Source organism: Peptococcaceae bacterium (assembly GCA_024655825.1).
In the GTDB taxonomy this organism is placed as follows: Bacteria; Bacillota; Peptococcia; order DRI-13; family PHAD01; genus JANLFJ01.
Genome location: JANLFJ010000002.1, coordinates 43,864 through 65,898, shown reverse-complemented (window position 1 = coordinate 65,898; position 22,035 = coordinate 43,864). Strand labels below are relative to the sequence as shown.

Below are 22,035 nucleotides of genomic sequence, written 5' to 3'. Positions count from 1 at the left end.
AAAAAAGAACCAGGCCGGATTAAAGGCTTGGTTCTTTTATAATGCACGCCTCTGGACATTAATCGTTAATGTTAAACCGGGGATGGTTGCGTGGAGCATTGAAGTAACGCAGTTTCCCCCTGGCCACATCCCAGCTGACCATCTTGCAGCGGTCGCTGTTCGGTCCCAGCATGTCGCTGCCATCCAGGTACAAATAGGCGCGGATAACGGACTTGGACCAGGGGAGGTCCGGGACATTATAGCTCTTCCCCTGCCAGTTGTAACCGCTGTCCATAGTGTTAAACCCGTTGTTGGAATACCAGAGGACCTCTCCGGTGTCGCGGTCGATAACTTCCAGCCGGTCCAGGCAGGCGATGGTCCGGCCCAGTGACCCGGTGGCATTTAAGTCTATACCCGGAGCACTCATCTCGATGAGGAAGGAGAGGAAGTCGGCCGCGCTGTCACTCATGGTGGGGGCCAGGGACTGAGCGGCGGCGGCACCGGTTTCTCCCAGTATGCTGCCTGGGTTGTAGGTGGTGTGGACATTATAAATGGCTGCCGGTCCGCCGATAAGGTCAATATGGATGTCCCGGATGTCGAACTGCTGGTTGTTGTATTTCATCCGAATGGCAAATAGGCCTAAAGCTGAATCGACATCCCAACCCTGGGTAAAGAAGGTATCGGGGACACTGGCGGCATGGGCCCGGGCACAGCCCTTGCGCGCTGTTTCATGCCAGCCGGAAGAGGGGGGCGGCGGCGGAGGCGGCGCTACAATAAGGTCAACCCGGTAATCCAGGCCCGGCCAGAAGCATTGGGGTTCCGACCGCCCGCTGGCGCTGCCTGAAGTTGACTTGAGGTACATATAGAAGAGCCCGCTGTTGTCCAGGTCTATGGAGAAATACCCGCTGGCGTTGGTCTGCAGGGAGGCTACCTGGGTGTCCTCTACGGCTTTATAGATTTTAAGCTGCTGGTTGGGCATGGGGTTGCCATGCTGGTTTAAGACATAGCCCGAGATGTGAGTGATACTCGTATAGGGGAGACTGCCCGTGACAATGGTGTTCTGTCCGGCAGTGACTGATCCTGTTATAGTCGTCGGCGCATAGCCCCGCTTGGTAAGCTTAAAAGTATAAGTCCCGCTGGGCAGGGTAAAGGTGGCCGGTCTTCCCTGGGTGGTCAGATCCCACATGCCGGGTCCAACCACTTCCACACCCACGCCGGACAGGGTGTTGCCCGTAGCCTGGCTTTTGGCCGAGACGGAAACAGTGCCCGTGTTGGTAAAATAGAGCTGGCACCTGGTATCGCTGTTCATCAGTGTGCCGCTGAAGGTATGCTGGCCGTTATAGCCGTTATAGCCGGGTTTGGATGCCGTAACGGTAAAGGGGTAACCGATCGGAACGTTGGTAAAGACAGCTATGGTCCTTTCGCCGTTTTCAATCTGCTGATAATAATTATGGCCGGTGCAGGTTACCGTGAACCCTTCCAGGGGATTATCGTCTTCATCCCGGATGCTGACGAGCACCTGCCCTGTCTTTAGGATTTCCAGGTTCAAATCCTTGCGGAGTTCGGCGGGGCTGGTCGGAGGCCCTCCTGCCCCGGCGGGGTTAACTACCGCGGTATAAACGATAGAGTTCTGGTTTGCCGGCAGGGAGAGGGGGGGTACCGTCAGGGCAAATTCGGCGGAAGCCGATTTTTTCGGATCAATATTTAACAGGGCAGTGTTGATGACCTGGCCTTCCCGGATGATATGGACCGGCAGGCCTGTAACCTTGATGTTGGAAGTGTTTTTGACCGTAGTCTTGAGGATAATCCAGTCGCCCAGGGCAGGTTTCCCCTGAGGCCATGCCCCCGAAGCGGTGAAAGATTCGATGGAGATGGAAGGCAAAAGCAGGTTGGGCGTTAGCGTCCTGGTATTGTTAGCCGTGGAGATTTCTTTAATCCCTTCCGGGGGGTAAGCTTTCGCTGTGATTGCATCAACCGCATTCAAAGGCAGGGGATAATTGTTAAAGACCAGGTCTTTGTAAGAGTTTTTACCAAGGGCAGGGAGCATCAGTCTCACCGGCTCCCGGCTGGCGCAGAGGAGTTCAACATACCCCCCCCGCGGGGCACTGCCCGGCCCCGGTGTTTTTTACACTGGCAGTTATTTTTACCGGGGCTCCCGGCGCTGCGCTGGATGGGGTCATGGTCAATTTTGTAATCGCCAGATCCGGGAAAAGGAGATTAGGGGTGTATTCCAGGAAGTTGTTTTTTTCATCGGATTCAACTGTGCCGGGTGGGGGATTTACCTTGGCAGATATAACAAAGTTCTCCGTGGAAGGAAATAAAAATTTGTTGAAGTTGACAGTTTTGCTGGCATTTTTGTTTAGGGCCGGAAGATTTGCCTCAGAACTTTGTCCGCCTGCCGTCAGTGTTAATTTGCTTCCGGCAGGACAGCTCGTGCCCCCCTTGTTTTGCACAGTAACCTGTATATTGGCAGTCGAGCCCGGGACCACACCGGCAGGGACTGTTTCGATCTTTGTGATGGTCAGGTCGGGCTTAAGATCGGGGACCGTCAGAGTCAAAGAAGAAGGTGAATCCGCCAGGCTATGGAGAAATTCCGGCAGGAAAGCCTTGTTGAAAACGGCCTTGATGTTATATGCTCCTGGTCCCGGCACAGTCCAGGAGGCCCCGATAACGGAAGATTGATTGCCCGACAGCAGCAGCGGCTTTTCCAGCAGCAGGGCATCACCGGCATAGAGGCCAAGGACCCCGGGGAATAAGCTTTTAGATAGGTTTTTAACAGTGGCGGAAAAGGTAAGGGTCTGGCCTTTTGTAAGGCCGGTCGTCTTGGATGAGGTGAATGATGAGATCTTTGCGTTAACCCCGGGAGCCTGTACGGGGATTATATAGCGTTTTTCCTCTTTATCTGGGAGGCCTTCGATTTTCACCCTCACCACAAGTGTAGGCAGCAGGTTCGTGGAAGGAAGCTTGTAGGTATGGCTGATACTTTCCTGGCTGTTCGCGGCCAGTATGGGCAGGATTTTTTCTATATTGAAGGCTGTTAGCTTGTTGCGTTCAGCATCTGTCAATTGGGGCAGGAGGAGGTCAAAGGTATCGGCAAGCGCCGGTTGTTTTCCGAGTTCTTCGGGTGTAAACGGGTAATAATTTCCTGATATCCTGACCTTTACGTTGGAAACGGTTGATGCGGCTGTACTCTTGATAGATAGAGTGAAAGTGGCATTATTTCCGGGAACAAGCTCCTGCGGTGTCCAGGTCAGTCTGGCGCTTAAGGCTTGGTTTTCCAGTCTTTCTGGGAGAGCAACACTCAGGGCCGGAATCAAAAAAATTGTAAAAGTAGCAAACATCAGAAGCATTATCAATACAAAGACAAGCAATTTTTTCATTTGTCCCCCCCTCCGCCTATTGCCCGACTTGGGTTTGTGTTCCCGCATAGCGTTCGGCCAGATCGCCAAAGAAGGGAAGCTTATAGCGCTGGCCTTGGTATGCCTTTAACATGCAGAGGACCCAGGCAACCATGGCGATCAGCATGATGATATTGTTCAGCAGGTGAAAGAGAGACCAGAACCCTATCACTGACAGGGCGCTGATTAGGATATTGAGAATGGTTACGCACCCGAAGGTAATTATTGACTGCATGGCATGAAAACGCACGAAAGACCGCCTGTCAATGAGAAAGAAAACCAATCCGGTGAGCCAACCGAGGATATAACAGAACAATCCTGCCAGGTTTTCCGGCAGACCTGTCGAGGCGCTGGCAGCCTGTGATGCTCCGGGTGCAGCGGGTGTTCCGCAATTCGGGCAAAATTTCGCCGTATCTTCTAAACCTCTTCCGCATTTGGGACAATACATGCAAAACCCTCCCATAATGTTTTCGAAACTACTCGAAATTATAGATCGGTATACTGATTACACCTGATCATTTCTGAGGGGGAATATACTTTTCCAGCAATGGTTTCATAGCTTCGATGAGGTTTTTGGCTTCGGGGGCGCAGGCAACCTTAAAATCCACATATATCCGTTTCCCTTTGTAATTCGGAATTGCATTGGTCTGGTTTTGGTAATAGTCAATGATGTAGCCAACGAAACCAACAGGCCCGGCAGGAGTTTTCTTTTCAGCGGTGTAATCAACATAATCTTTTGTGGATTTCTCAGGCAATTGATCCCAGTTGATTTTGCCGGCAGCCTCTTTTACACTTGCTAACTCGTCGGCGGTAAGCGTACCTTTTAGTTGGCCGCCCTCTTTGCGGACCGTCGCATCATACCATTCACCTTTGGAGTTAACCTGGATCACATAGCCGGAACCCGCTTTGTAACAGTGGGTAAGAGTCAGACACCACATGGAAGGCAAAGGTTTTTCGGGACCCAGTGTTTTCGGACCTGCCCATGGCATCCACTCTTCGGAAGAGTTGCTTGGCTTGGCGGAAGGTTGAGATTTTGCAGGTTCGGATGCTGCCTGCTGATTGCTGGCGGACGCGCCGGTAGACGGGGCCTTTTTCTCCCCGCCGCAACCACAGAATACTGCGGAGATCAGTACAGATAATAAGATAATCGCCGCAAACAAACGATTTCCCATGCCCTTACTCTCCTTATTTCTTATTTAATAAATATATTTATAAACCACTTCTGTTGCAGCATTAACACATATGACTTTTTCCCTTATTCCAAATCATATTCATTTTTCTTCCTTAATAATTCCGGATGCTTAAAACCTCAAGGCTGCTTCACAGGTCCCAGCGGGCGTGAGGGAAGCTGTTCCATCATCTTATTGATGTCCATCACTTCTATGCCTGAAGGTAGCTCGAAAGTATCAGGCGGCAGGGGCCCCACCTGCAGATTCTTGTACTCCATTACCGTTTTTCCGCCGGCAGCGGAAGCGACTTCTACCCGCACAGGCAGACCGTAGTCCTCACGTACCCACATGCGCACCTCTTCCCCGTTGCCTGCCCCGGAGACTGCCACCACCCGGCAACGAACGCCCTCATAGTCAACGGTTTCCAGGACTTTCACCTTATCCGGGTCAACACCGCCTGTATACTCACCGGGGGTCAGGACCGTTTTCGGCTGCTTATCAGCGGATAGTTTAACAGCTTTGTTTTGGTCCGGATAATAAGTGACAATGGTATTTGTGTCCCCATCAAAAAAGCTGATCATTCGCTTTCCGGCAACGGTCGCGTCCGTCTTAATCCGGTTGCCCTGCAGCCACACCTTCCCCTTCATCACCCCGGCGGAAGCGGTTAAAACATACTCATAAGACATTCCTCTTGCCTTTTGACCTTTTGCGAACAACTCGGCTACCGACCCTTCTTTTGCCGGCTGACCGGCCTTTTCTTGCGCAGCCGGCTGTTTTGTGGCTTGTTGCCCGGCATTTTGCTGCCCACCCCCGCCGCAACCGGCAGCTACCAGGCAGAACATAACCACGAACAGCACAATCAAAAAAACCAATACTCTTTTCATTGTCATCACCTCCTCCTGGCGCCCATACTGGTGATCAGGCCGACAACTACCAGCGGCAATCCAGCTCCCTGGAACATGCGTGTGATTAAATACCTGCTGCTTCGGATTCAGTTCCGGCCGACGGTGTGGGACTACCTGCGGCCAATGGACCAGTCCCGCCGGGAGATGCCAGAACGGGAACATCAGGGATGGCTAAAATAATAAGCCCCCACTCTCATTACCGGCAAGTACGACCTCATCTGGAAAAGTAATACAGCCAATTATGCCTTTAAGATATCAATGTATCGTTTAAAAATCGTTAAAAAGCATAAAAAAAGCAGGCCCCGCCTTTTGGATGTTCCCAGGGGTTTATTCGTATTTGTTGACATTTTTTGTTGATATTCTTTTTATTTTAAATCCTCTTCAGGTCATTTTCCACCTGCCGGGCATCGTAGCGGCTGCCGTTCTGTAGAAAAAGGCGCCTGCTCCGCGTCAGGTGCCGTTTAGATGCTGCCTTGTCGCCTTGCCGTAAGGCCATTAAACCGTCGACCCGGGCCAGCCAAGCTGGAACCCACCGATCAATCGGATCAGCCATTTCTGAAGCTCGCCGCCTGCAGACCTCCGCCGCGCCGGATCGTCCCAGTTTGAGCAAGGCCACAGCCCGGTGGCTATAAAATAACGCCTCAATAGCGCCCCATTCACGAACCCTGGCCAGGCGCACTCCCACTCCAGCCCAGCGGGCTGCCTCTTTAAACAGACCCGCCGCCAGCATTTCCTCTGCCACACAGCGGATGGTGCAGGCGATCATGGGGCTAGGCAGCCTGAACATGCGTGCTCGCAACCATCCTTCCACCCCGGGCAAAAGGGACCGTCGGTCCTCCCCCGCGGCAAACAACTGATTTAAATAGATGAAGGGTTCCGGGTTGTATTTACCCATTTCCGGTTTGAGAAATTCGTCCATTTTCCCGGGTTTGTCCTGGTAGTGGAGGAGTACGATCATCATGGAGCGTGTCATACATTCACCAATCTTGATCATCAGCGAAGGAAAGGCTGTCATCCGGCAGAGCGCCAGAGCTTCACGCAGGAAGGATTCTGCCTTTGCCAGGTCGCCAATAATGTAGGAAAGGATACCCCGCTGGAAAATAATCCAGAGCACTTCCCAGGGAGTGCTCATGTACGGCACGTTCTTGACAGCGCGGTCAAAAGCTGCCAGCGCTTCAGCCAGGCGATATTTCTCGCGAAGCGACATGGCCAGTAGGGCTGCCAGGCGAGCTTCCGCCTCCCGATCGCCAAGAGCTGTGACCAAGGCCAGACCTTCTTCGGCCAGCGCAACAGCCCGGCTGTTCAGGCCAACTACCCAGCAAGCCTGAGAACCCAACTGCAGGGCGCGCCCCAGATCCGCAGGGGGGCCGTTGACACGGTAATATTCCAGGGCTTGCTCGATGTAGCGGAGCCCTTTTTCGCGAAACGAGCTTTCCATTTTGGGAGTAAGAGGAATGGAAAGCCAGATCAGCGCTTCCCCCAGTATTAGGCGGGCCCTGGCAGCCGGGCCGCTATATCGTTCGTAGAGGGTGAGGGCTTTTTCCAGTGATTTGATTCCGCCCGCCGTTTCCCCCAGCAAGGCTAACGCCTCGCCGGAGACCAGGAGCAGCCGGGCGTTGCGCAACGGGTCTTGGGATAGCTTTTTCCCGTCGGATAAAATATCCGAGGTCTGACGGGCGGATAAAAAACGAAAGCTGCTCTGCGCGCGTTGTTTGGTATATTTATGATGAGACCTTTCCGTCCGCTCCTTAACCGCAGGGGATAGTTCCTGCAGCAGGCGCCTGGTGGACTCGCTCGGGGCTATGCCCAGCTCTTTTTCCAGCGCCTGACGGCACTGTTCATACTGCTCCACGACCCGACCCGGCTCGCCAAGGGCAGCATAAATGCGCATCAGTGACTGGTGTGCCGCTTCATCCAGCGGATCTACAGCCAACCACCGGGAAGCATAGGATGCGGCAGCTTCGTGAAGGTTCAGCCCGACCAGCCGCTCCACCAGCGAACGTAGTACGGCAAGGTGTAAATCGGCAAGACGCCGGCGTTCTGGGAGACACCATTCTACGTCCAGGTCCTCCAGAAATCCCCCCCGGTAAAAATAAGCAGCCGCCATCAGGTGCTCGACCTCGAGCGTGTCTTTTTCCAAGCCAGCCCAGGCCTTTTTTTCAAACTCATGGGCGTCAAGTTGGCAGTCAGGGCGGGGAGAAATCCTTACAATATCGCGTCTCACCTCCAGAAGCTCGTTGCCAGCGTCCACACCGGCAAGGGAACGTCGCAATAAATGAAGGGCGGTCCTTAAATTCCCCGCCGCGCGTTCTTCACCAATATCCCCCCAGAGCATACCTCGCAGCAACTCGCGCCGAACCCAGCGTCCCTGCTGCCAGAACAGGTAGGCCGCCAGGGCACGCACCTTGGCGGTGGGAAGGCTAACCTCTCCATCCGGTGTGTAAATAGCGAAGCGACCGAGCATCTGCACCCGAATCATCCTCGACACTCCTTCGAGATATCTCTGTCGGGATAATTCGATAAATACTGATTATTTCCTTCTTTATAGAAACAAGACTCAAGTAGGAAGAGTACGTCGCGCGTTCTTTGCCAGAGCCCTTTGTTATAGGCCAGGTATTCGTTAAAGTACCGGATGACAGCCTCTTGCCTGTTTTCCTGCTTTTCAGCATGAGGGCCGATGTCGAACCGGTACAGGTCATAAAGGCGCTGGGTTTCCCCGGAAGAGGTCTTCTGTTTTCTTGGTCATGGCTTCCTTTTCCTCCGGCGTGGGCAACGACAGGCGGAGGAAAGCCTGCACGGCTTCATAAAAAAGCCGGGAAACATGGATGTTTAACTCGACCAGCTTTTTTTGCAAAGGCTGGCGATACCGGGGAGGAGCAATCGTCAAATTGACCACCAGGGCCACGCTGACCCCGACAAAGATGGCCAGCGACCGGACCAGCGCGTGGTTGAGAAACTCCGCATGAGGCGAAGCCAGGACGAATATGGCGGCCATAACTCCGGCGGAGACGCCGCCCCGCCATTTGAAAACCTGGCACAACTGGATGATGATAATGGTCGCAATACCCATGCTCAGGGGGTTGGTGCCGATGGTCAGCCCCAGCAGGATGGCTACGCAAACGGAAAGGGAATGAACCAGCAACTGTTCCTTGGCGTTGTAAAGGCTCAGCTCCACCGAAGGCTGCATGTTCAGCACGGTGGCGGCTCCGGCGAAAAGGGACGGCTGAATGTTGAAATAATCGCATATAAACAGGCTCAGGGCAACAGCCAGGCCTGTCTTGATTATTCTTGCTCCGGCAAACATGGTTTTCTCCTATCCAGAGTAAATCTGTCTGGTCGCAATTATAAATCATGTTTTGGTGTTTTAAATTTTGTTATACTTTAGTTAAAGATTCAGGTGATTCCGGTTAAAAGGTGGGAACATGATGCCCGGTGCGGATGACCAGATTAAGAACTGTTTGCTTCTGCAGGATGAGGCGCGTGGATTAGTGGGGCGGGGGCAGGCCAGGCTTATTATGGTGGTGACTCCGGCTTTTGCTCACCGTGAGATTATGCAGCAGCTCTGCTGCCTGTTACAGGAAAACCAGGTTGTCGTTCTTCACCCCGGTAGGACCGGCGGAGCACTGGAATGCCGCGAAGTATTGAGGCAGCTGCGTTCCGACTGGATAATAACAGGGCTTCTGCGTTTGCCAGGGAAATGGGGGAATGGACCGGCAAAAAAATTGAGGCAGTTGAATCGGCTCTTGACGCTGTCGCCGGCGCTGATGCCTTTGTCACGGCCACGGTGACAAAAGAGCCGGTTATTAAACCGTCCTGGATAGAAAAAGGAGTTTTTTATTCCCATGTCGGCAGCCACGAGTGCGAATTCGTCACGCATTAACGGGCGGCTGATTTTTTTTAAAAAACGTGATAAAATAATACTGCCAAACCTGTATATTTTCAGAGAAGGGTTTATATGCGCGTTACAATTAATTTTGTAGATGAGCTGTGTGTTAGCGCCGGAAAAAAACAAATTGTCGTGCGGGTTGAAGGTCCTGTCAGCATAAAAAAACTCTATGAGCTGGCCCGGGAGCAGGAAGGCATTGAAACGCTTTACAGGGAGCTGGAAGGACTGATGGTTTGTTATAACGGCAGGCTGCTGGAACACAGGGAAGCCCTGAACAAAGAAATATCACCCGGCGAAGAGATATTACTGCTGCCCCTGATGGAGGGCGGCTGAAACTTCTGCGGTTCATGTGGACTGACAATAAAGAGTTGCTGTGTTGGCAGCAGCTTTTTTATTCCCGAGGTACAAAACTATTCGCCTGGAAATAAGGAGGTGTTCGGGCTGTGGAACAAACGACTAACCCGAAAACTTCAATTTATTTTATTGCTCCGTATCCCAAAATGGTGGAAGATATTCAATTCGAGGCCAAAAACTTGGGGCTGAACGTCCAGGTATTCGAAGGCCTGGTAGAAAAAGGGCTTGAACTGGCAAAATTTGAAGAAGTGGAGGTGATTGTCGCCAGGGGTGGCACTGCTGAAGCGTTGAGGAGCCTCAGCAGCGATATATCGGTTGTTGATATTCCTCTTACCGGCTTCGATATTATTAAGGCGATATTGCGGGCCGAAGAATTAGGAGAGAAGATTTGTGTGGTCGGGTACAACAACCTGCTGCAGCAAATATCCCAGGTAAATGACCTTCGCCATATTTTTAAAAGTTCCCTGGAAATGTATGTATGTGATACTAAAAAAGACATTGAGTCCGCAATATTAACGGCCAAGGACAAAGGATTCAGGTGTATTGTGGGCGGGGTTGGGTCCTGCCAGCTGGCCGAGTCACACGGGCTCAAGGGGGTGATTATCGAATCCAGCAGGGAGAGTGTCAAAGAAGCGCTTAAACAGGCGGCTAATGTTCTGCAGATCAAAAGCCAGGAAAGAAAGAAAAGTTCGTTGTTTCAGGCAATAATGAACTACACGTTTGAAGGAATCATGTCGACTGACGAACAAGGCAGGATAACAGTGTGCAATACCAACGCCATCGACATACTGGACCTGGAGAACAGGGGTTTGATAGGGCATAAACTCGAGGATGTGTCTTGCCCGCATGAGATTAGGAACCTGTTGAAAAAACCGGAGGAGAGATTAAACGAATTAATTGAGCTTAACAGGAAAACGATTGTGGTAAACAAGGTGCCGCTTGTTTATAAAGGCGATACTTTCGGCTGCGTAATCACCCTGAAGGACATCACCAAAATAAAGGAGCTGGAACAGGGACTCAGGGAAAAGATGCGGAAACGCGGCTTGCAGGCCAAAGTTGTTTTTGACGATATAGTTCATCAGAGTCCCAAAATGAAGGAAACAATTGAAAAAGCCAAGACCATAAGCCGCTTTGACTCATTTGTTTTAATCGAAGGCGAAACCGGAAGCGGCAAAGAGATGATAGCCCAAAGCATCCATAACAACAGTAAAAGGAAAAACGGCCCCTTTGTGGCCATAAACTGTTCCGCGCTGACCGAAAGCCTTCTTGAAAGCATGCTGTTCGGCTATTCGGAAGGCGCTTTCACTGGCGCCAAAAAAGAAGGGAAGGCGGGGGTTTTTGAACTGGCCCACGGAGGGACGATTTTCCTTGATGAGATCAGCGGGATAACGACCAAACTGCAGCTGGGCCTGTTAAGGGTTATCGAGGAAAAAGAGGTTATGCGGCTGGGGGACGACAAAATCATTCCCGTAGATGTCCGGGTTATTGCGGCTACCAACCAACCCCTCATCGATCTGGTAAAAAAACAGCAGTTCAGGGAGGACCTGTATTACAGGCTTAATGTTTTGAAGCTGGTTATCCCGCCGCTGAGAGAGAGAAAGAAGGATATTTTGCTGCTGCTGGAACACTTTGTCAGCGCCATTGCCCGCGAGTATAAGCTGAATGTACCTAAAATAAGCGAAGGGGTTAAAGAAATACTCCTTTCCTACAACTGGCCGGGCAATGTCAGGGAATTAAAAAATGTCGCGGAAAACATGGTGATAATGCAGAAAAAGGAAATAGGCGTTAAAGACATGGAGGACTTGATCCCGCAAAAAAATCAAAAGATTAACGCCATTGATATAAAGGGTCTCGATATTAAAAAAATAGGGCTGCATTTTGAAAAGAACCTGATTGAGACCCTGATCGAAAGCGGCCTGGAAAAACAGGAAATCGCCAAAATGCTAGGGATAGATCGCACCACTTTATGGCGGAAATTAAAGCAGTAATTTCGAGTTTCGATGCTCGAAATTCAAAATCGTTTGCCTCAATCGCGGGCGTGTTTCACAAAGCGGCGCAAAGTTATGGAGTACACTTTACGCCGCTTTTGTACGGGCGTCAAAGACGCAGCCGAGCGTTGCAAAGAGGAAACGCATAAACTTCGGCAAAATAAAGGCAGCCAGCTTGCATGTGGTAATACTGCAACATTTGAAAACATGTAATCCAGAGAAAGCAGCGAAATCAAGGGAGCTGCTGATTGGCACGATACTTGCGTAGGATATAAAATGTCTTAATAATTGTTATGTGTTATCATAATACCAACCTCTATTGTATATAAAATAAAAAGTATTATGATAAAAACATTTCATGGTTTTAAAAATAATTATGAAATAGCGTAAAAAGGGGATGGTAAGAAATGTATGGAAAGAGAGATACACGGCAGAAAGGAGTGATACATGAAAAATAGCAGAAATGAAATTTAAATAAACAAAGAAAAAAATCCAAATTTAAAGGGGGATAAAAGGGTGAGAAAATCCAGATTATCTCTGATTTCATTGATTTTAGTTTTATCGGTGATTCTAATGCTTTTTGCGGGATGCAGTACAAAAGGGCCGGAAGGAACCAAATCAGAAGGACAGCCGGCCAAAGCCCAGGCAGGACCGTATTCTCTTAGAATGTTTTCTGCTGGCGAGTCCGGTATGACCTATGTTTCGATGTCGGCAATAACTGGAATTATCAGAAACCACAAACCAGAAATCTGGAAGGACGTTACTACGATTCCGTCAGCAGGGCCATATGCCGGTTTTAGAGCGATCCAGTCGCGCGAAGGTGAAGGCACCTATTCAAACATTCCCCAGATGGTAGAACTCTGGAAAGATACAGGAAATTTTGCCAAAGACCCCATTCCCAAGCAAAATAAAGCGCTGCTTGGTCCTTGTCTTTGGGAACACCAGAATGTGTTGCTGGCAAGGGCGGACAGGGACGATTTGAAAAGCATATGGGACCTGAAGGGAAAAAAGGTTTGCCCCACACTGCCGGGATATGTTACTGAAGTGGTATCCAAGATGATTCATGAAAAGCTTGATTTACCTGTCCAAATGGTTTATGTGGAAATGAGTGCGATCAGCGATGCCCTGAAGAATGGGATGATCGACGCCACTTGGGGATATGTGCTGTCCAGCGTAGGCGTTCCTTCATGGATGACAGAACTGGAGATGAGATTGGATGCGAAGGTAGTGCCCTTTTCTAAAGAAGACGCTGAATTGATCGCCAGCAAGGTGGAGGGAGTAGCTGCAGCGCCATTGAGCCTGAAAAAGTTTTCCACAAAGCTGAAAGGACCAGAGACGAGCTGGTCACCGGTCCTGGGAACGTACTGGGTCTTTTCACCGGACCTTCCGGAACAGGCCGTTTACGAAATAATGGTAGCTCTTTATGAACACAGAAAAGAGGTTGGAGAGGTACACCCGGCTCACTGCATTTGGGCGGAGGATGCCCTGGGAGTCCAGGAAAGGCATATCGAGGTAGCGGCCAAGGCGGGCATACCAATTCATCCGGGGTTTGCCAAATGGCTGAAAGAGCAAAAAGTGTGGCATGACAACTGGCTCGTAGGCGAAGTAAACCAGTAAACAATTCAGAAGGAGCCTTCAATATATGGCGGTTGTTTGGTTGAAAGGCATATTGAAGGCTCCTCCCTGGTTTTATGTGAGGTGTGATTTATTCGCTTATAAGAGGGGGGAGACAATCAATGGCAAGAATAAGCAATAATCAAGCGAAAACAATAATAACTATTTTAAGTTGTTCCTTAACAGTTTTCACGATATTATTTGCACTGACCTTTTTTTGCACAAGCGCCAAGTTTACTGCTACTATACTGCCAATAGCGCTGATTGTAACGCTGCTAAATCTCTATTACAACGAAAAGAAAATTAAGCACAACCGCTTGATAACGATTATCATCTGGACCATATCTCTAATAATGTTCATCTCAGCCGTTTATTACTGGATGGAGATTTACGAAATGATGCAATTCAGGGTATCAAATTACACCACACTGGACTATTTCTTTATATACATTACCATACCCCTCGTTATTTACCTGGCGTTTAAAACCCTAGGAGTGATTTTTGGCATAGTGATTTGCTCGCCGTTTTTATTGGTGGCTTTTGGACAGTATTTGCCGCAACCGTTTACGATTGGAAAAATTGGTTTTGTAAGGTTTGTGGCTTCTATTAGCCTGGATTTGGCGGGGATTTGGGGGCCGCTTACCCAGGCAATGGCTACGTACGTAGGTATTTTTGTTATCTTTGCGGCGGTAGTTCGCGGTTTTGGCGGACTGGAAAGCATGATTGCATTTTTCATCAGACTGCTTGGAAAACACGAGGTGTTTTTCCCGCAGGTAGCCACGGTGTCAAGTATGATGTTCGGGTCTTTTTCTGGAAGCGCAATCGCGAACGTGGCCGGCACCGGGACGTTTACCATCCCCATGATGAAAATGAGAGGGATGAAACCGGAAGATGCGGCGAGCGTGGAAACGGTTGCTTCCACCGGGGGAGCAATAATGCCTCCGATTATGGGAGCGGCGGCTTTCATCATGGCTGAACTGCTGGGGACCAGTTACCTCAACATAATTGCTGCCGGCATTCTTCCCGCGCTGGTGTTTTATTTTACCACTTTTTTAAATACGCACTGGATAAGGCTTCGCCAAATGCGAAAAGAAGCGCTGGGGCTGGTAAAAAAAGATGAGCAGCTAATCGAAAAGCAAATGAAAGAAATGGAGAAACTATATGACCCGCTTATTTTGTGGTGCATACTTGCCTCCATCATTGTCCTTATGTACTATCTTTTGACAGGGGCGAGCATCCTCGTCGCCGGGGTAAACACCATTGTCTCATTCTATATATTTTATTTGCTTAAATTATTCATCCCGCTGCTTGTTTCTTATATCAAAAACCCTCAAGGAGGGGATGTTTGGGCTAAATCTAAGGAGAACTTAAAAGGATTTATTAAAGGCGGCATTAACGCTCTCAATGAAGCCGGGAAAAGCGTTTCCGAAGTTATCTTATTGGGGGCGGCTCTCGGCATAATTTCGAGCACGCTCTTGCGGACAGGGCTTCTTTACAAGCTGGGAGCCGAACTGGTAAGAGTAGCCCACGGCGAACCGTATCTGCTGCTTTTGGTGACTGTGGTTTTATGCGTGTTGTTGGGCATGGCGGTTTCCGGACTGGCAACCTATTTGTTGGTGGCGTCAATAGTGGTGATAGCCTTTAGACAAATCGGAATTGATCCCTTAACGGCGCATTTTATCGTATTTTACGGTTCGGCTTTAGCGCCGATCACCCCTCCGATTGCCCCGGCCTGCGCAATTGCGGCAAAATTAGCTCAGGGCAGTTTTGTAAAGTCAGCCGTAACAAGCCTGAAGATGGCCCAGGGGTTGATACTAATGCCGCTGGTGTTCTTAAATTTCCCGTCCATCCTGCGTTTGGATTATGTAGTGTTTCTCTTTATGTTATCGGCCATGTTCTTAATTTCAATGGGGCTATTTGTGGAATTCAGGGGGATGAAAAAAATTCCCAACATACTCTTGGTTGCCTTGGGGTTATCGATGATGGTATATCAATACCCTTTGCATGTTAATATTGTTCTTTCCGCGGCGGCGTTTTTGTTGGTCGTGGCAGGGATAAGAAAACTTGGGGTGTTTAAGTTTAAGGACATTTCAGAAAAAAAGGAATTATAGGGTCAAGCGATTAATGCAAGTGATTAATGATTGAGGAGGTAAGGTATCTTGGCATTTAATGACCGTAAAAAAGAGAGAATCAGAAGGGTTTCGCAAAAGGCCGGAGACTATGAAGAATTATCCGGAAACTGCGCGCAGGGAACCTTGGCGGCGCTGCAGGAAGAGTTTGGCCTTCCTGGCGGCCAGGAATTATTAAAAGCAGCAGCCTTTTTTCCAGGTGTTGCGAGCCATAAAGAGACCTGCGGCGCGCTGCTTGGCGGACTGATGGCGTTGGGCCTTGCATATGGCAGAGAGAATATTTTTGACCCCATGGGGGATACTCCGGAGGCGATTGAGAAGTACAACGAGTGTCGGCTGAAAGCCTATCGGTATTATGAAGCCTTCAAGGAGGAATTCGGCAGCACAATGTGCGGTGTTATCCGACCGCTGCTAATGGGTAGAGACTACGACACCATTATTCCGGAAGAACGCAAGCAGTTTATTAAGGATGGGGGCAGAAAAAAGTGTCGTGTTCCTCCGGAGACTGCAGCGCGTATTGCTGCCCAGTTCCTGCTTGAAGATGAAAAACAGCTGTGAGTGACAATGAGAAACTTAAACGCTGATTCTGTCAAAAGCATACTGAAGCGTCAAAGAGAGGTGTAAGATTTATGCCTTATGGTTATCACGGCAAAATATTGAGGGTAAATCTAAGCAAAAGCGAGATATGGACGGAAGAAAAGGACGAGCTGTTTTTCCGCCGCTATATGGGCGGCGGGGCGCTGGGAGCGTATTATGTTTGGCAAAACGTAAAACCGGGGACCGATGCGTTTGAGCCTGAAAACGTGATTGTTTTCGGCGGCAGCATTGTCTCAGGGTTTCCCATAGCCGGGTTTACACGCCATTCCATAACCAGCGTTTCTCCGCTAACCGGCGGTGTTGCCGACAGTGAAGCAGGAGGGTTCTGGGCCAGGGAACTCAAAGCGGCGGGCTTTGATGCTGTTGTCGTCCAGGGTAGAGCGCCGCATCCGGTTTATTTATGGATAAACAATGGCCGTGCTGAACTCAAAGACGCTTCCCACCTGTGGGGCAAGGTGACCGGCGAAGCCCAGGACCTGATCCGCCAAGAGAATAACGATGACAGGATCCGTGTTCTTGGTATCGGGCCTGCCGGTGAAAACATGGTGCGTTACGCCTGCGTGGTTAACGAACTTAAACATATTAACGGGCGAGGCGGGCACGGGGCGGTAATGGGTTCAAAAAACTTGAAAGCCCTTGCCGTCCGGGGAAATCTTTTCCCCGAAGCGGCGGCTCCCGAGGCGGTAAAAGCGATTGCCCGGAGTTTTGCGAGTAAATTTATGGATTATCCCGGCAGCAGGGGACTTCGCGAGAACGGCACCAGCAGGCTGGTCAGTTCACAGAATCAGACGTTCCAGTTGCCGACATACAACTGGAAAACAGGTTATTTTGAGAAAGCGGAGGAAATCAGCAGGGCGAAGATAAAGGAGACCATCGCTGCCGGAGACGAGGGGTGTTTCGCCTGCCCCGTGCTATGCAAAAAAAGCGTTAAATCCGACAAGCCGTATGAAATCGATCCGCGATACGGCGGCCCGGAATACGAATCCCTTGCGGCACTCGGTTCTTATACCGGAATTTCCGACTTGTACGCCGTTTGCAAGGCCAACGAATTGTGCAATAAGTATTCGCTGGATACCATTTCTGCGGGGGCTTCGATTGCCTTCGCCATGGAGTGCTATGAAAACGGGATACTTTCGCTGGAGGATACGGACGGCATCGAGCTGAGGTTCGGGAACAGCAAAGCGCTGCTGCCGCTTGTCGAAAAAATTGCGAAACGCGAGGGGATTGGAGATCTGCTGGCGGAAGGCGTGAAGAGAATGGCGGAAAAACTGGGGCCGAAAGCTCAAAAATTTGCCGTCCATTGCAAAGGTGTGGAATTCCCGGCCCATGAACCGCGCGTGAAAAAATCGCTCTCCTTGGCGTACGGCCTGACGCCCATCGGCGCAGACCACATGTCCAGCCTGCATGACGGCATCAATTCACCGTCCGCTCCGGCTCTGGTTACAGAGAGACTTAAGCCTTTGGGCATATATGAACCGCTTGAGATGGATGACCTGGGACCCAAAAAGGTGAAGTTCTTTTATCAAACGCATCTCATTTTCAGCGTGTACAGCAGCCTGGACATCTGCCTGTTCTGCATGGCACCTGCCCGCGCGCTCGATTTTAATGAACTGGTTGCCGCGGTCGATGCCATTACCGGCTGGGAAACAAGTCTCTGGGAACTGGTCCAGCTGGGCGAGCGCCGCCTGCAGATGATGCGCGCCTTTAATATTGCCGCCGGGTTAACTAAAGAGGATGATATGCTGCCGCCGCGCATGTACGAACCGCTGGTTGGCGGGGGTACCAACGGAAAGGTTATTGACGAAGCCGCGTATAAACGGGCGCTGGCTACGTTCTATGAGCTTGCCGGCTGGGATGAGGACGGTAAGCCAAAGGAATCAAGGTTGAATGAGCTTGACCTGGATTGGGTTTGCGAAAAAATAAGATGACATGATGGAAAGAAGGGGTGTTTTATGAATTATCCGTTCAATATTACCACATATGAAACACATACGAGAATTATAATGGGTTATAACAGCATCAGAAAGCTTACTGAGGAATTGATAAATATAAAACCCAATAAAATATTGTTAATATCCGGTAAGAATGTTAAGAAAACGGATATTTATCAAAAATGCATCCGGCACATCGAAGAATCCAATTCGCAATATGTGATTTTTGACGGGGTTCTGCCAGAAGCTCCAGTTGAAGTGGTTATGAAGGCGTGTAATATGATTTTAAAAGAAAAATGTGACCTGTTGATCGCGGTGGGTGGAGGCAGTTGTATTGATACGGCTAAAGCTGCTGGAGTCATGGCGACAAACGGTGGTAAGCCCCAGGATTATGCTGGGTACGAGGTGTTCAAAATTCCTCCCGTGCCTTTGATTGCCATACCTACAACAGCCGGCACCTCTTCCGAGGTCAATTCTATAGCTGTAATTACCGATGAAGAAAGAAATTTTAAATTTACGATAGGCCATAAAGAATTGAATTGTCCCAAAATAGCAATTCTTGATCCCCAAAGCCTGGAAAGCTGCCCTCCCAAAGTAGTGGCTGAAGCCGGGATAGATGCTTTTACTCATGCTTTCGAATCGTTTATTTCTTTAAAAGCAAATCCTCATACTGAAGCTCTTTCTCTTCAAGGGATAAGACTTATCAGCAGCAATTTGCGCGCTTTGTATGCTAACCGGAAAAATGCATATGCGGCAACAAATATGCTTGCCGCCAACACTATGGGCGGTATGGCTTACACTACAACAGGCACCGGCAATGTACACTGCATAGGAAGGCATCTGGGGCCAACGCTTCATTTGAGTCATGGTCTTTCAAACGCCATATTGCTCACTTCTGTAGCCCGTTTCAACCTTCCTGCCTGCCCTGAGAAATATGCACAAGTTGCTCAAGCAATGGGAGAGGATATTCGGGGAATAAACGAATACGAAGCAGGCGAAAAAGCTATAAAAGCCATAGAGAAACTCTGTATTGATGTCGATATGCGTAAAAAGCTCAAGGATTTTAATTGTTCAGAAGATGTTTTCGAACCTTTGGCTGAAGACTGCTTAAAAGCGTATGAAAAACATTATCAATATATTAATCCGCGCCAAACAACAAAAGAAGACTTTATTAATATTCTCAAAGACGCTTATATGTAATTATTGCAATTATTCTTCCAGTGACTAATGAAACAAGGGATCGGCGCTAAGTTTAATTCTGCGGATGCATTTTATTTTTAAAGAAATTCCAGTAATTCTGCAAAGAGAGGTAATATACATGAAAAAAACCACTCAGCTCAAAGAACTATTGAAAGCCCGGGAAATCCTTGTGATGCCGGGGGCCTATGATTGCCTTTCGGCAAAAATCATTGAAAAGGCCGGGTTTAAAGCGATTCAGTGCTCCGGTTACGGTTTTTCGGCCTGCCTGTTGGGAAAACCTGATGTCGGTTTGTTGACTTTCGGCGAAGTGCTCGAGCACACGAAAAATATTGTTAACAGCGTCGATATACCGGTAATGGCCGACGGGGACACGGGGTACGGGAATGCCATCAATGTCATCAGGACGGTGAGGGAATTTGAAACAATAGGCGCTGCGGGCATTAACCTGGAAGACCAGGTCTGGCCAAAACGCTGCGGGCATATGTCGGGGAAGGAAGTTATACCGCTTGAGGAAATGGTGATCAAAATCAAAGCCGCAGTGTGGGCGCGGCGAGACCCTGATTTCGTGATCAACGCCCGTACCGACGCCCGGGCCGTATTCGGCCCGGAGGAAGTGATCCGCCGGGCGGAGGCATACTGGGAGGCGGGTGCCGACCTGATTTTTCTGGAAGCGCCCCAATCCGTCGAAGAACTGAAATATTATGCCGATAAACTGGTACCTAAGGGAATACTCTTGAGCGCCAATATGCTGGATGGCGGAAGGACACCCCTTGTAACCTTCAAGGAGCTGGAAGAGATGGGCTACGCGAGGTGCAGCGTACCGGTGATGACTGTGTACGCAGCCGCGAAAGGGATTGTTGAAGGGGTCACCCAGCTTATGAAGGAGGGAACCAATGCTAATCTGGACGATAAAATTATTCCCTTTAGTGAATTTAACAAATTAATAGGCCTGCAGGAAATAAGGGAGCTGGAAGAAATGTTTTTGCCCGAAGAGATTATTAAAACGAAGTATGGAACGGTAGAAAAACTGCGTGAGGAAAAGGCGCTGGGGAGATAGGGGGTATAAACTCGATGGGCCGGACTATTGCGGAGAAGCTGCTTTCAGCCGTTACAGGTGGTGAGGTAAAGGCCGGCGACTTGACGATAACACCTGTGAGCCGGGTCATGCTCCATGATGCCACCGGGCCTCTCGCTGTTGAGGCTTTAAGGGAAGCGGGGGTTGATAAAGTATGCCGCGCCAGTGATGTATCAATAGTGATGGATCATTTTGTACCCAGCCCGGCAGAGACATATTCGAGGATGCAGGATGGTTTGAGAGAATTTGCCAGGGAAATGGGAATAGAGATTTTTGAGGCGGGCGAAGGAATATGTCATCAGATCCTCCCTGAAAAGGGCAGGGTGAGGCCGGGCACCGTCGTGATCGGGACAGATTCACACACATGCACATATGGCGCCATTGGCGCGTTTGCTACGGGAATGGGGTCAACGGATGCGGCTATTGTCTTGGCTACGGGAAAAACATGGCTCAAGGTGCCTGAAACGATCCGCGTTGATCTGGAAGGAGCATTTTCCAAAGGGGTCATGTCCAAGGACCTGGTTCTCAAAATGGCCAAAGATCTTGGGGCCGACGGCGCTACATACATGGCCCTTGAAATCGGCGGCCCGGGAATCTCCAGCTTGTCGATGGATGCAAGGTTTACTGTCTGCAATATGGGAATAGAAATGGGCGCTAAGGCCTGCCTAATGGAGACAGACGAAACGGCAGCGCAGTGGCTGGATGAAAGGGGAATCACTGATTACAGCAGCTACCTTCCAGATCCGGATGCCGCATACAGCCAAAGACTGCGGTACGACCTTTTCGAAATCACCCCGCAGGTGGCGTGCCCTCATACGGTTGAAAACGTAATGCCGGTTTCTGAAATGGAGAATGTGCCCATATCGCAAGGGGTGATTGGCACATGCACGAACGGGAGGCTGGAGGATTTGCAGGCGGCGGCAGACCTTCTGAGAGGGAAAAAAGTGGCCAAAAACACAAGGCTCCTGGTAGTGCCCGCCTCAAGGTCAGTTCTGCTCGAGACGATAAAGAGAGGGATCATTGAAACCATGGTTGAAGCCGGGGCCATGGTACTCCCGCCCGGCTGCGGCCCGTGCGTGGGAGGACACGGAGGAATCCCCGGCGACGGGGAAAATGTCATCTCCACAGCGAACCGCAATTTTAAGGGCAGGATGGGCAACGCTAAGGCCAGCATATACCTCGCTTCCCCGCTTACTGTAGCGGCAAGCGTTATAATGGGAAGAATTACGGACCCCAGAACGTTGATGGAGGTTTAGAACAGATGGAACTGCAAGGGATTTCATACAGGTTCGGCCGGGATATAAACACCGATTACATTATGGGCAGCAGGCACAGGGCAAAGACTCTGGACTGGAATGACCTGGCCAGGCACATTATGGAAGACATCAGGCCCGGCTTTTATGACGAGATAAAAAGCGGCGGGTTTATTGTGGCCGATGAAAATTTCGGCTGCGGTTCATCACGGGAATACGCGCCTCTTGTCATCAAGCTGGCCGGTATTTCAGCCGTTTTGGCCAAATCTTTCGCCCGGATTTTTTATCGTAATTCGGTGAACCTGGGTTTGCCGGTGCTGACCTGCGATACAACGGCGATCAAAGAGGGAGACTATATAAAAGTAGCGCCGGATTTTTCGAGCGTGGAAAACATTACCAGGGGGGTTGTCATCAGGGTTACTCCTCCTCCCGGTTTCATGATGAAAATAATCCGGGAAGGCGGGATGGTCCAGTGTTTAAAGAAGTATGGTCCGGGTGTCTTTGAACAGCTGGCCAAAGAGCAAAACAATAACAGTATTTAAGGAGGCCTCGGTTTC

General features: G+C 49.9%; 19 protein-coding genes. 12 read left to right on the top strand and 7 right to left on the bottom strand.

The window, feature by feature from the left end:
- Positions 1 to 58: 58 nt before the first annotated feature.
- The 5 genes from NUV48_01235 to NUV48_01215 form a co-directional block, all read right to left on the bottom strand.
- Positions 59 to 2,035 (bottom strand): hypothetical protein, encoded by a 1,977-nt coding sequence (locus NUV48_01235; protein ID MCR4440761.1) that lies wholly within the window; start codon positions 2,033 to 2,035, stop codon positions 59 to 61.
- Positions 2,036 to 2,060: 25 nt separating this feature from the next.
- Entirely contained in the window at positions 2,061 to 3,359 is a 1,299-nt protein-coding gene (locus NUV48_01230) for a hypothetical protein (protein ID MCR4440760.1), read from the bottom strand.
- Positions 3,360 to 3,375: 16 nt separating this feature from the next.
- Entirely contained in the window at positions 3,376 to 3,825 is a 450-nt protein-coding gene (locus NUV48_01225; protein ID MCR4440759.1) for a zinc-ribbon domain-containing protein, read from the bottom strand.
- A 67-nt stretch (positions 3,826 to 3,892) separates the two neighbouring features.
- Positions 3,893 to 4,549: a hypothetical protein gene (locus NUV48_01220; protein ID MCR4440758.1), complete on the bottom strand. Its 657-nt coding sequence runs from the start codon at positions 4,547 to 4,549 to the stop codon at positions 3,893 to 3,895.
- Positions 4,550 to 4,686: 137 nt separating this feature from the next.
- The gene (locus NUV48_01215; protein ID MCR4440757.1) at positions 4,687 to 5,430 is read right to left on the bottom strand and encodes a hypothetical protein; all 744 of its coding nucleotides are present in this window, start codon (positions 5,428 to 5,430) and stop codon (positions 4,687 to 4,689) included.
- A gap of 30 nt (positions 5,431 to 5,460) precedes the next feature.
- On the opposite strand from NUV48_01215, the gene NUV48_01210 reads away from it, so the two are divergent.
- Complete coding sequence (locus tag NUV48_01210) at positions 5,461 to 5,631, top strand: hypothetical protein (GenBank protein ID MCR4440756.1); 171 nt, start codon at positions 5,461 to 5,463, stop codon at positions 5,629 to 5,631.
- A gap of 190 nt (positions 5,632 to 5,821) precedes the next feature.
- On the opposite strand, the gene NUV48_01205 is transcribed toward NUV48_01210, so the two are convergent.
- Together NUV48_01205 and NUV48_01200 are read right to left on the bottom strand one after the other, a co-directional pair.
- Entirely contained in the window at positions 5,822 to 7,930 is a 2,109-nt protein-coding gene (locus NUV48_01205) for a hypothetical protein (protein MCR4440755.1), read from the bottom strand.
- Between the two features lie 216 nt (positions 7,931 to 8,146).
- Complete coding sequence (locus NUV48_01200; protein ID MCR4440754.1) at positions 8,147 to 8,755, bottom strand: aromatic acid exporter family protein; 609 nt, start codon at positions 8,753 to 8,755, stop codon at positions 8,147 to 8,149.
- 324 nt (positions 8,756 to 9,079) lie between these two features.
- Between NUV48_01200 and NUV48_01195 the strand changes: the two genes are divergently transcribed.
- The 11 genes from NUV48_01195 to NUV48_01145 all read left to right on the top strand — a co-directional run bounded on the left by NUV48_01195 (position 9,080) and on the right by NUV48_01145 (position 22,020).
- Positions 9,080 to 9,331: a hypothetical protein gene (locus NUV48_01195; GenBank protein MCR4440753.1), complete on the top strand. Its 252-nt coding sequence runs from the start codon at positions 9,080 to 9,082 to the stop codon at positions 9,329 to 9,331.
- Between the two features lie 75 nt (positions 9,332 to 9,406).
- Complete coding sequence (locus NUV48_01190) at positions 9,407 to 9,670, top strand: MoaD/ThiS family protein (protein MCR4440752.1); 264 nt, start codon at positions 9,407 to 9,409, stop codon at positions 9,668 to 9,670.
- A gap of 110 nt (positions 9,671 to 9,780) precedes the next feature.
- Positions 9,781 to 11,679, top strand: a complete 1,899-nt coding sequence (locus tag NUV48_01185) for a sigma 54-interacting transcriptional regulator (GenBank protein MCR4440751.1) — start codon at positions 9,781 to 9,783, stop codon at positions 11,677 to 11,679.
- Positions 11,680 to 12,195: 516 nt separating this feature from the next.
- Positions 12,196 to 13,296 carry an ABC transporter substrate-binding protein gene (locus NUV48_01180; GenBank protein ID MCR4440750.1) on the top strand — a complete coding sequence of 367 codons (1,101 nt, stop codon included), beginning with the start codon at positions 12,196 to 12,198 and terminating at the stop codon, positions 13,294 to 13,296.
- 119 nt (positions 13,297 to 13,415) lie between these two features.
- The gene (locus tag NUV48_01175; protein ID MCR4440749.1) at positions 13,416 to 15,404 is read left to right on the top strand and encodes a TRAP transporter fused permease subunit; all 1,989 of its coding nucleotides are present in this window, start codon (positions 13,416 to 13,418) and stop codon (positions 15,402 to 15,404) included.
- 48 nt (positions 15,405 to 15,452) lie between these two features.
- On the top strand, positions 15,453 to 15,980 hold the full coding sequence (locus NUV48_01170) for a C-GCAxxG-C-C family protein (protein ID MCR4440748.1): 528 nt from the start codon (positions 15,453 to 15,455) through the stop codon (positions 15,978 to 15,980).
- A gap of 71 nt (positions 15,981 to 16,051) precedes the next feature.
- The gene (locus tag NUV48_01165) at positions 16,052 to 17,947 is read left to right on the top strand and encodes an aldehyde ferredoxin oxidoreductase family protein (protein ID MCR4440747.1); all 1,896 of its coding nucleotides are present in this window, start codon (positions 16,052 to 16,054) and stop codon (positions 17,945 to 17,947) included.
- Between the two features lie 24 nt (positions 17,948 to 17,971).
- Positions 17,972 to 19,150 (top strand): iron-containing alcohol dehydrogenase, encoded by a 1,179-nt coding sequence (locus NUV48_01160; protein MCR4440746.1) that lies wholly within the window; start codon positions 17,972 to 17,974, stop codon positions 19,148 to 19,150.
- 118 nt (positions 19,151 to 19,268) lie between these two features.
- Positions 19,269 to 20,207 carry an oxaloacetate decarboxylase gene (locus NUV48_01155; protein MCR4440745.1) on the top strand — a complete coding sequence of 313 codons (939 nt, stop codon included), beginning with the start codon at positions 19,269 to 19,271 and terminating at the stop codon, positions 20,205 to 20,207.
- A gap of 14 nt (positions 20,208 to 20,221) precedes the next feature.
- A complete protein-coding gene (locus NUV48_01150) occupies positions 20,222 to 21,481 on the top strand; it encodes a 3-isopropylmalate dehydratase large subunit (GenBank protein ID MCR4440744.1) in 1,260 nt (419 codons plus the stop codon).
- Between the two features lie 5 nt (positions 21,482 to 21,486).
- Complete coding sequence (locus tag NUV48_01145) at positions 21,487 to 22,020, top strand: 3-isopropylmalate dehydratase (protein MCR4440743.1); 534 nt, start codon at positions 21,487 to 21,489, stop codon at positions 22,018 to 22,020.
- The last annotated feature ends 15 nt before the right edge of the window (positions 22,021 to 22,035 follow it).

Coding starts and splice junctions, on each gene's coding strand:
- NUV48_01150 (MCR4440744.1), top strand. CDS start 20,222: ATGGGCCGGACTATTGCGGAGAAGCTGCTTTCAGCCGTTACAGGTGGT.
- NUV48_01200 (MCR4440754.1), bottom strand. CDS start 8,755: ATGTTTGCCGGAGCAAGAATAATCAAGACAGGCCTGGCTGTTGCCCTG.
- NUV48_01225 (MCR4440759.1), bottom strand. CDS start 3,825: ATGTATTGTCCCAAATGCGGAAGAGGTTTAGAAGATACGGCGAAATTT.
- NUV48_01155 (MCR4440745.1), top strand. CDS start 19,269: ATGAAAAAAACCACTCAGCTCAAAGAACTATTGAAAGCCCGGGAAATC.
- NUV48_01230 (MCR4440760.1), bottom strand. CDS start 3,359: ATGAAAAAATTGCTTGTCTTTGTATTGATAATGCTTCTGATGTTTGCT.
- NUV48_01195 (MCR4440753.1), top strand. CDS start 9,080: ATGCCGCGAAGTATTGAGGCAGCTGCGTTCCGACTGGATAATAACAGG.
- NUV48_01145 (MCR4440743.1), top strand. CDS start 21,487: ATGGAACTGCAAGGGATTTCATACAGGTTCGGCCGGGATATAAACACC.
- NUV48_01190 (MCR4440752.1), top strand. CDS start 9,407: ATGCGCGTTACAATTAATTTTGTAGATGAGCTGTGTGTTAGCGCCGGA.
- NUV48_01215 (MCR4440757.1), bottom strand. CDS start 5,430: ATGAAAAGAGTATTGGTTTTTTTGATTGTGCTGTTCGTGGTTATGTTC.
- NUV48_01160 (MCR4440746.1), top strand. CDS start 17,972: ATGAATTATCCGTTCAATATTACCACATATGAAACACATACGAGAATT.
- NUV48_01175 (MCR4440749.1), top strand. CDS start 13,416: ATGGCAAGAATAAGCAATAATCAAGCGAAAACAATAATAACTATTTTA.
- NUV48_01205 (MCR4440755.1), bottom strand. CDS start 7,930: ATGATTCGGGTGCAGATGCTCGGTCGCTTCGCTATTTACACACCGGAT.
- NUV48_01165 (MCR4440747.1), top strand. CDS start 16,052: ATGCCTTATGGTTATCACGGCAAAATATTGAGGGTAAATCTAAGCAAA.
- NUV48_01220 (MCR4440758.1), bottom strand. CDS start 4,549: ATGGGAAATCGTTTGTTTGCGGCGATTATCTTATTATCTGTACTGATC.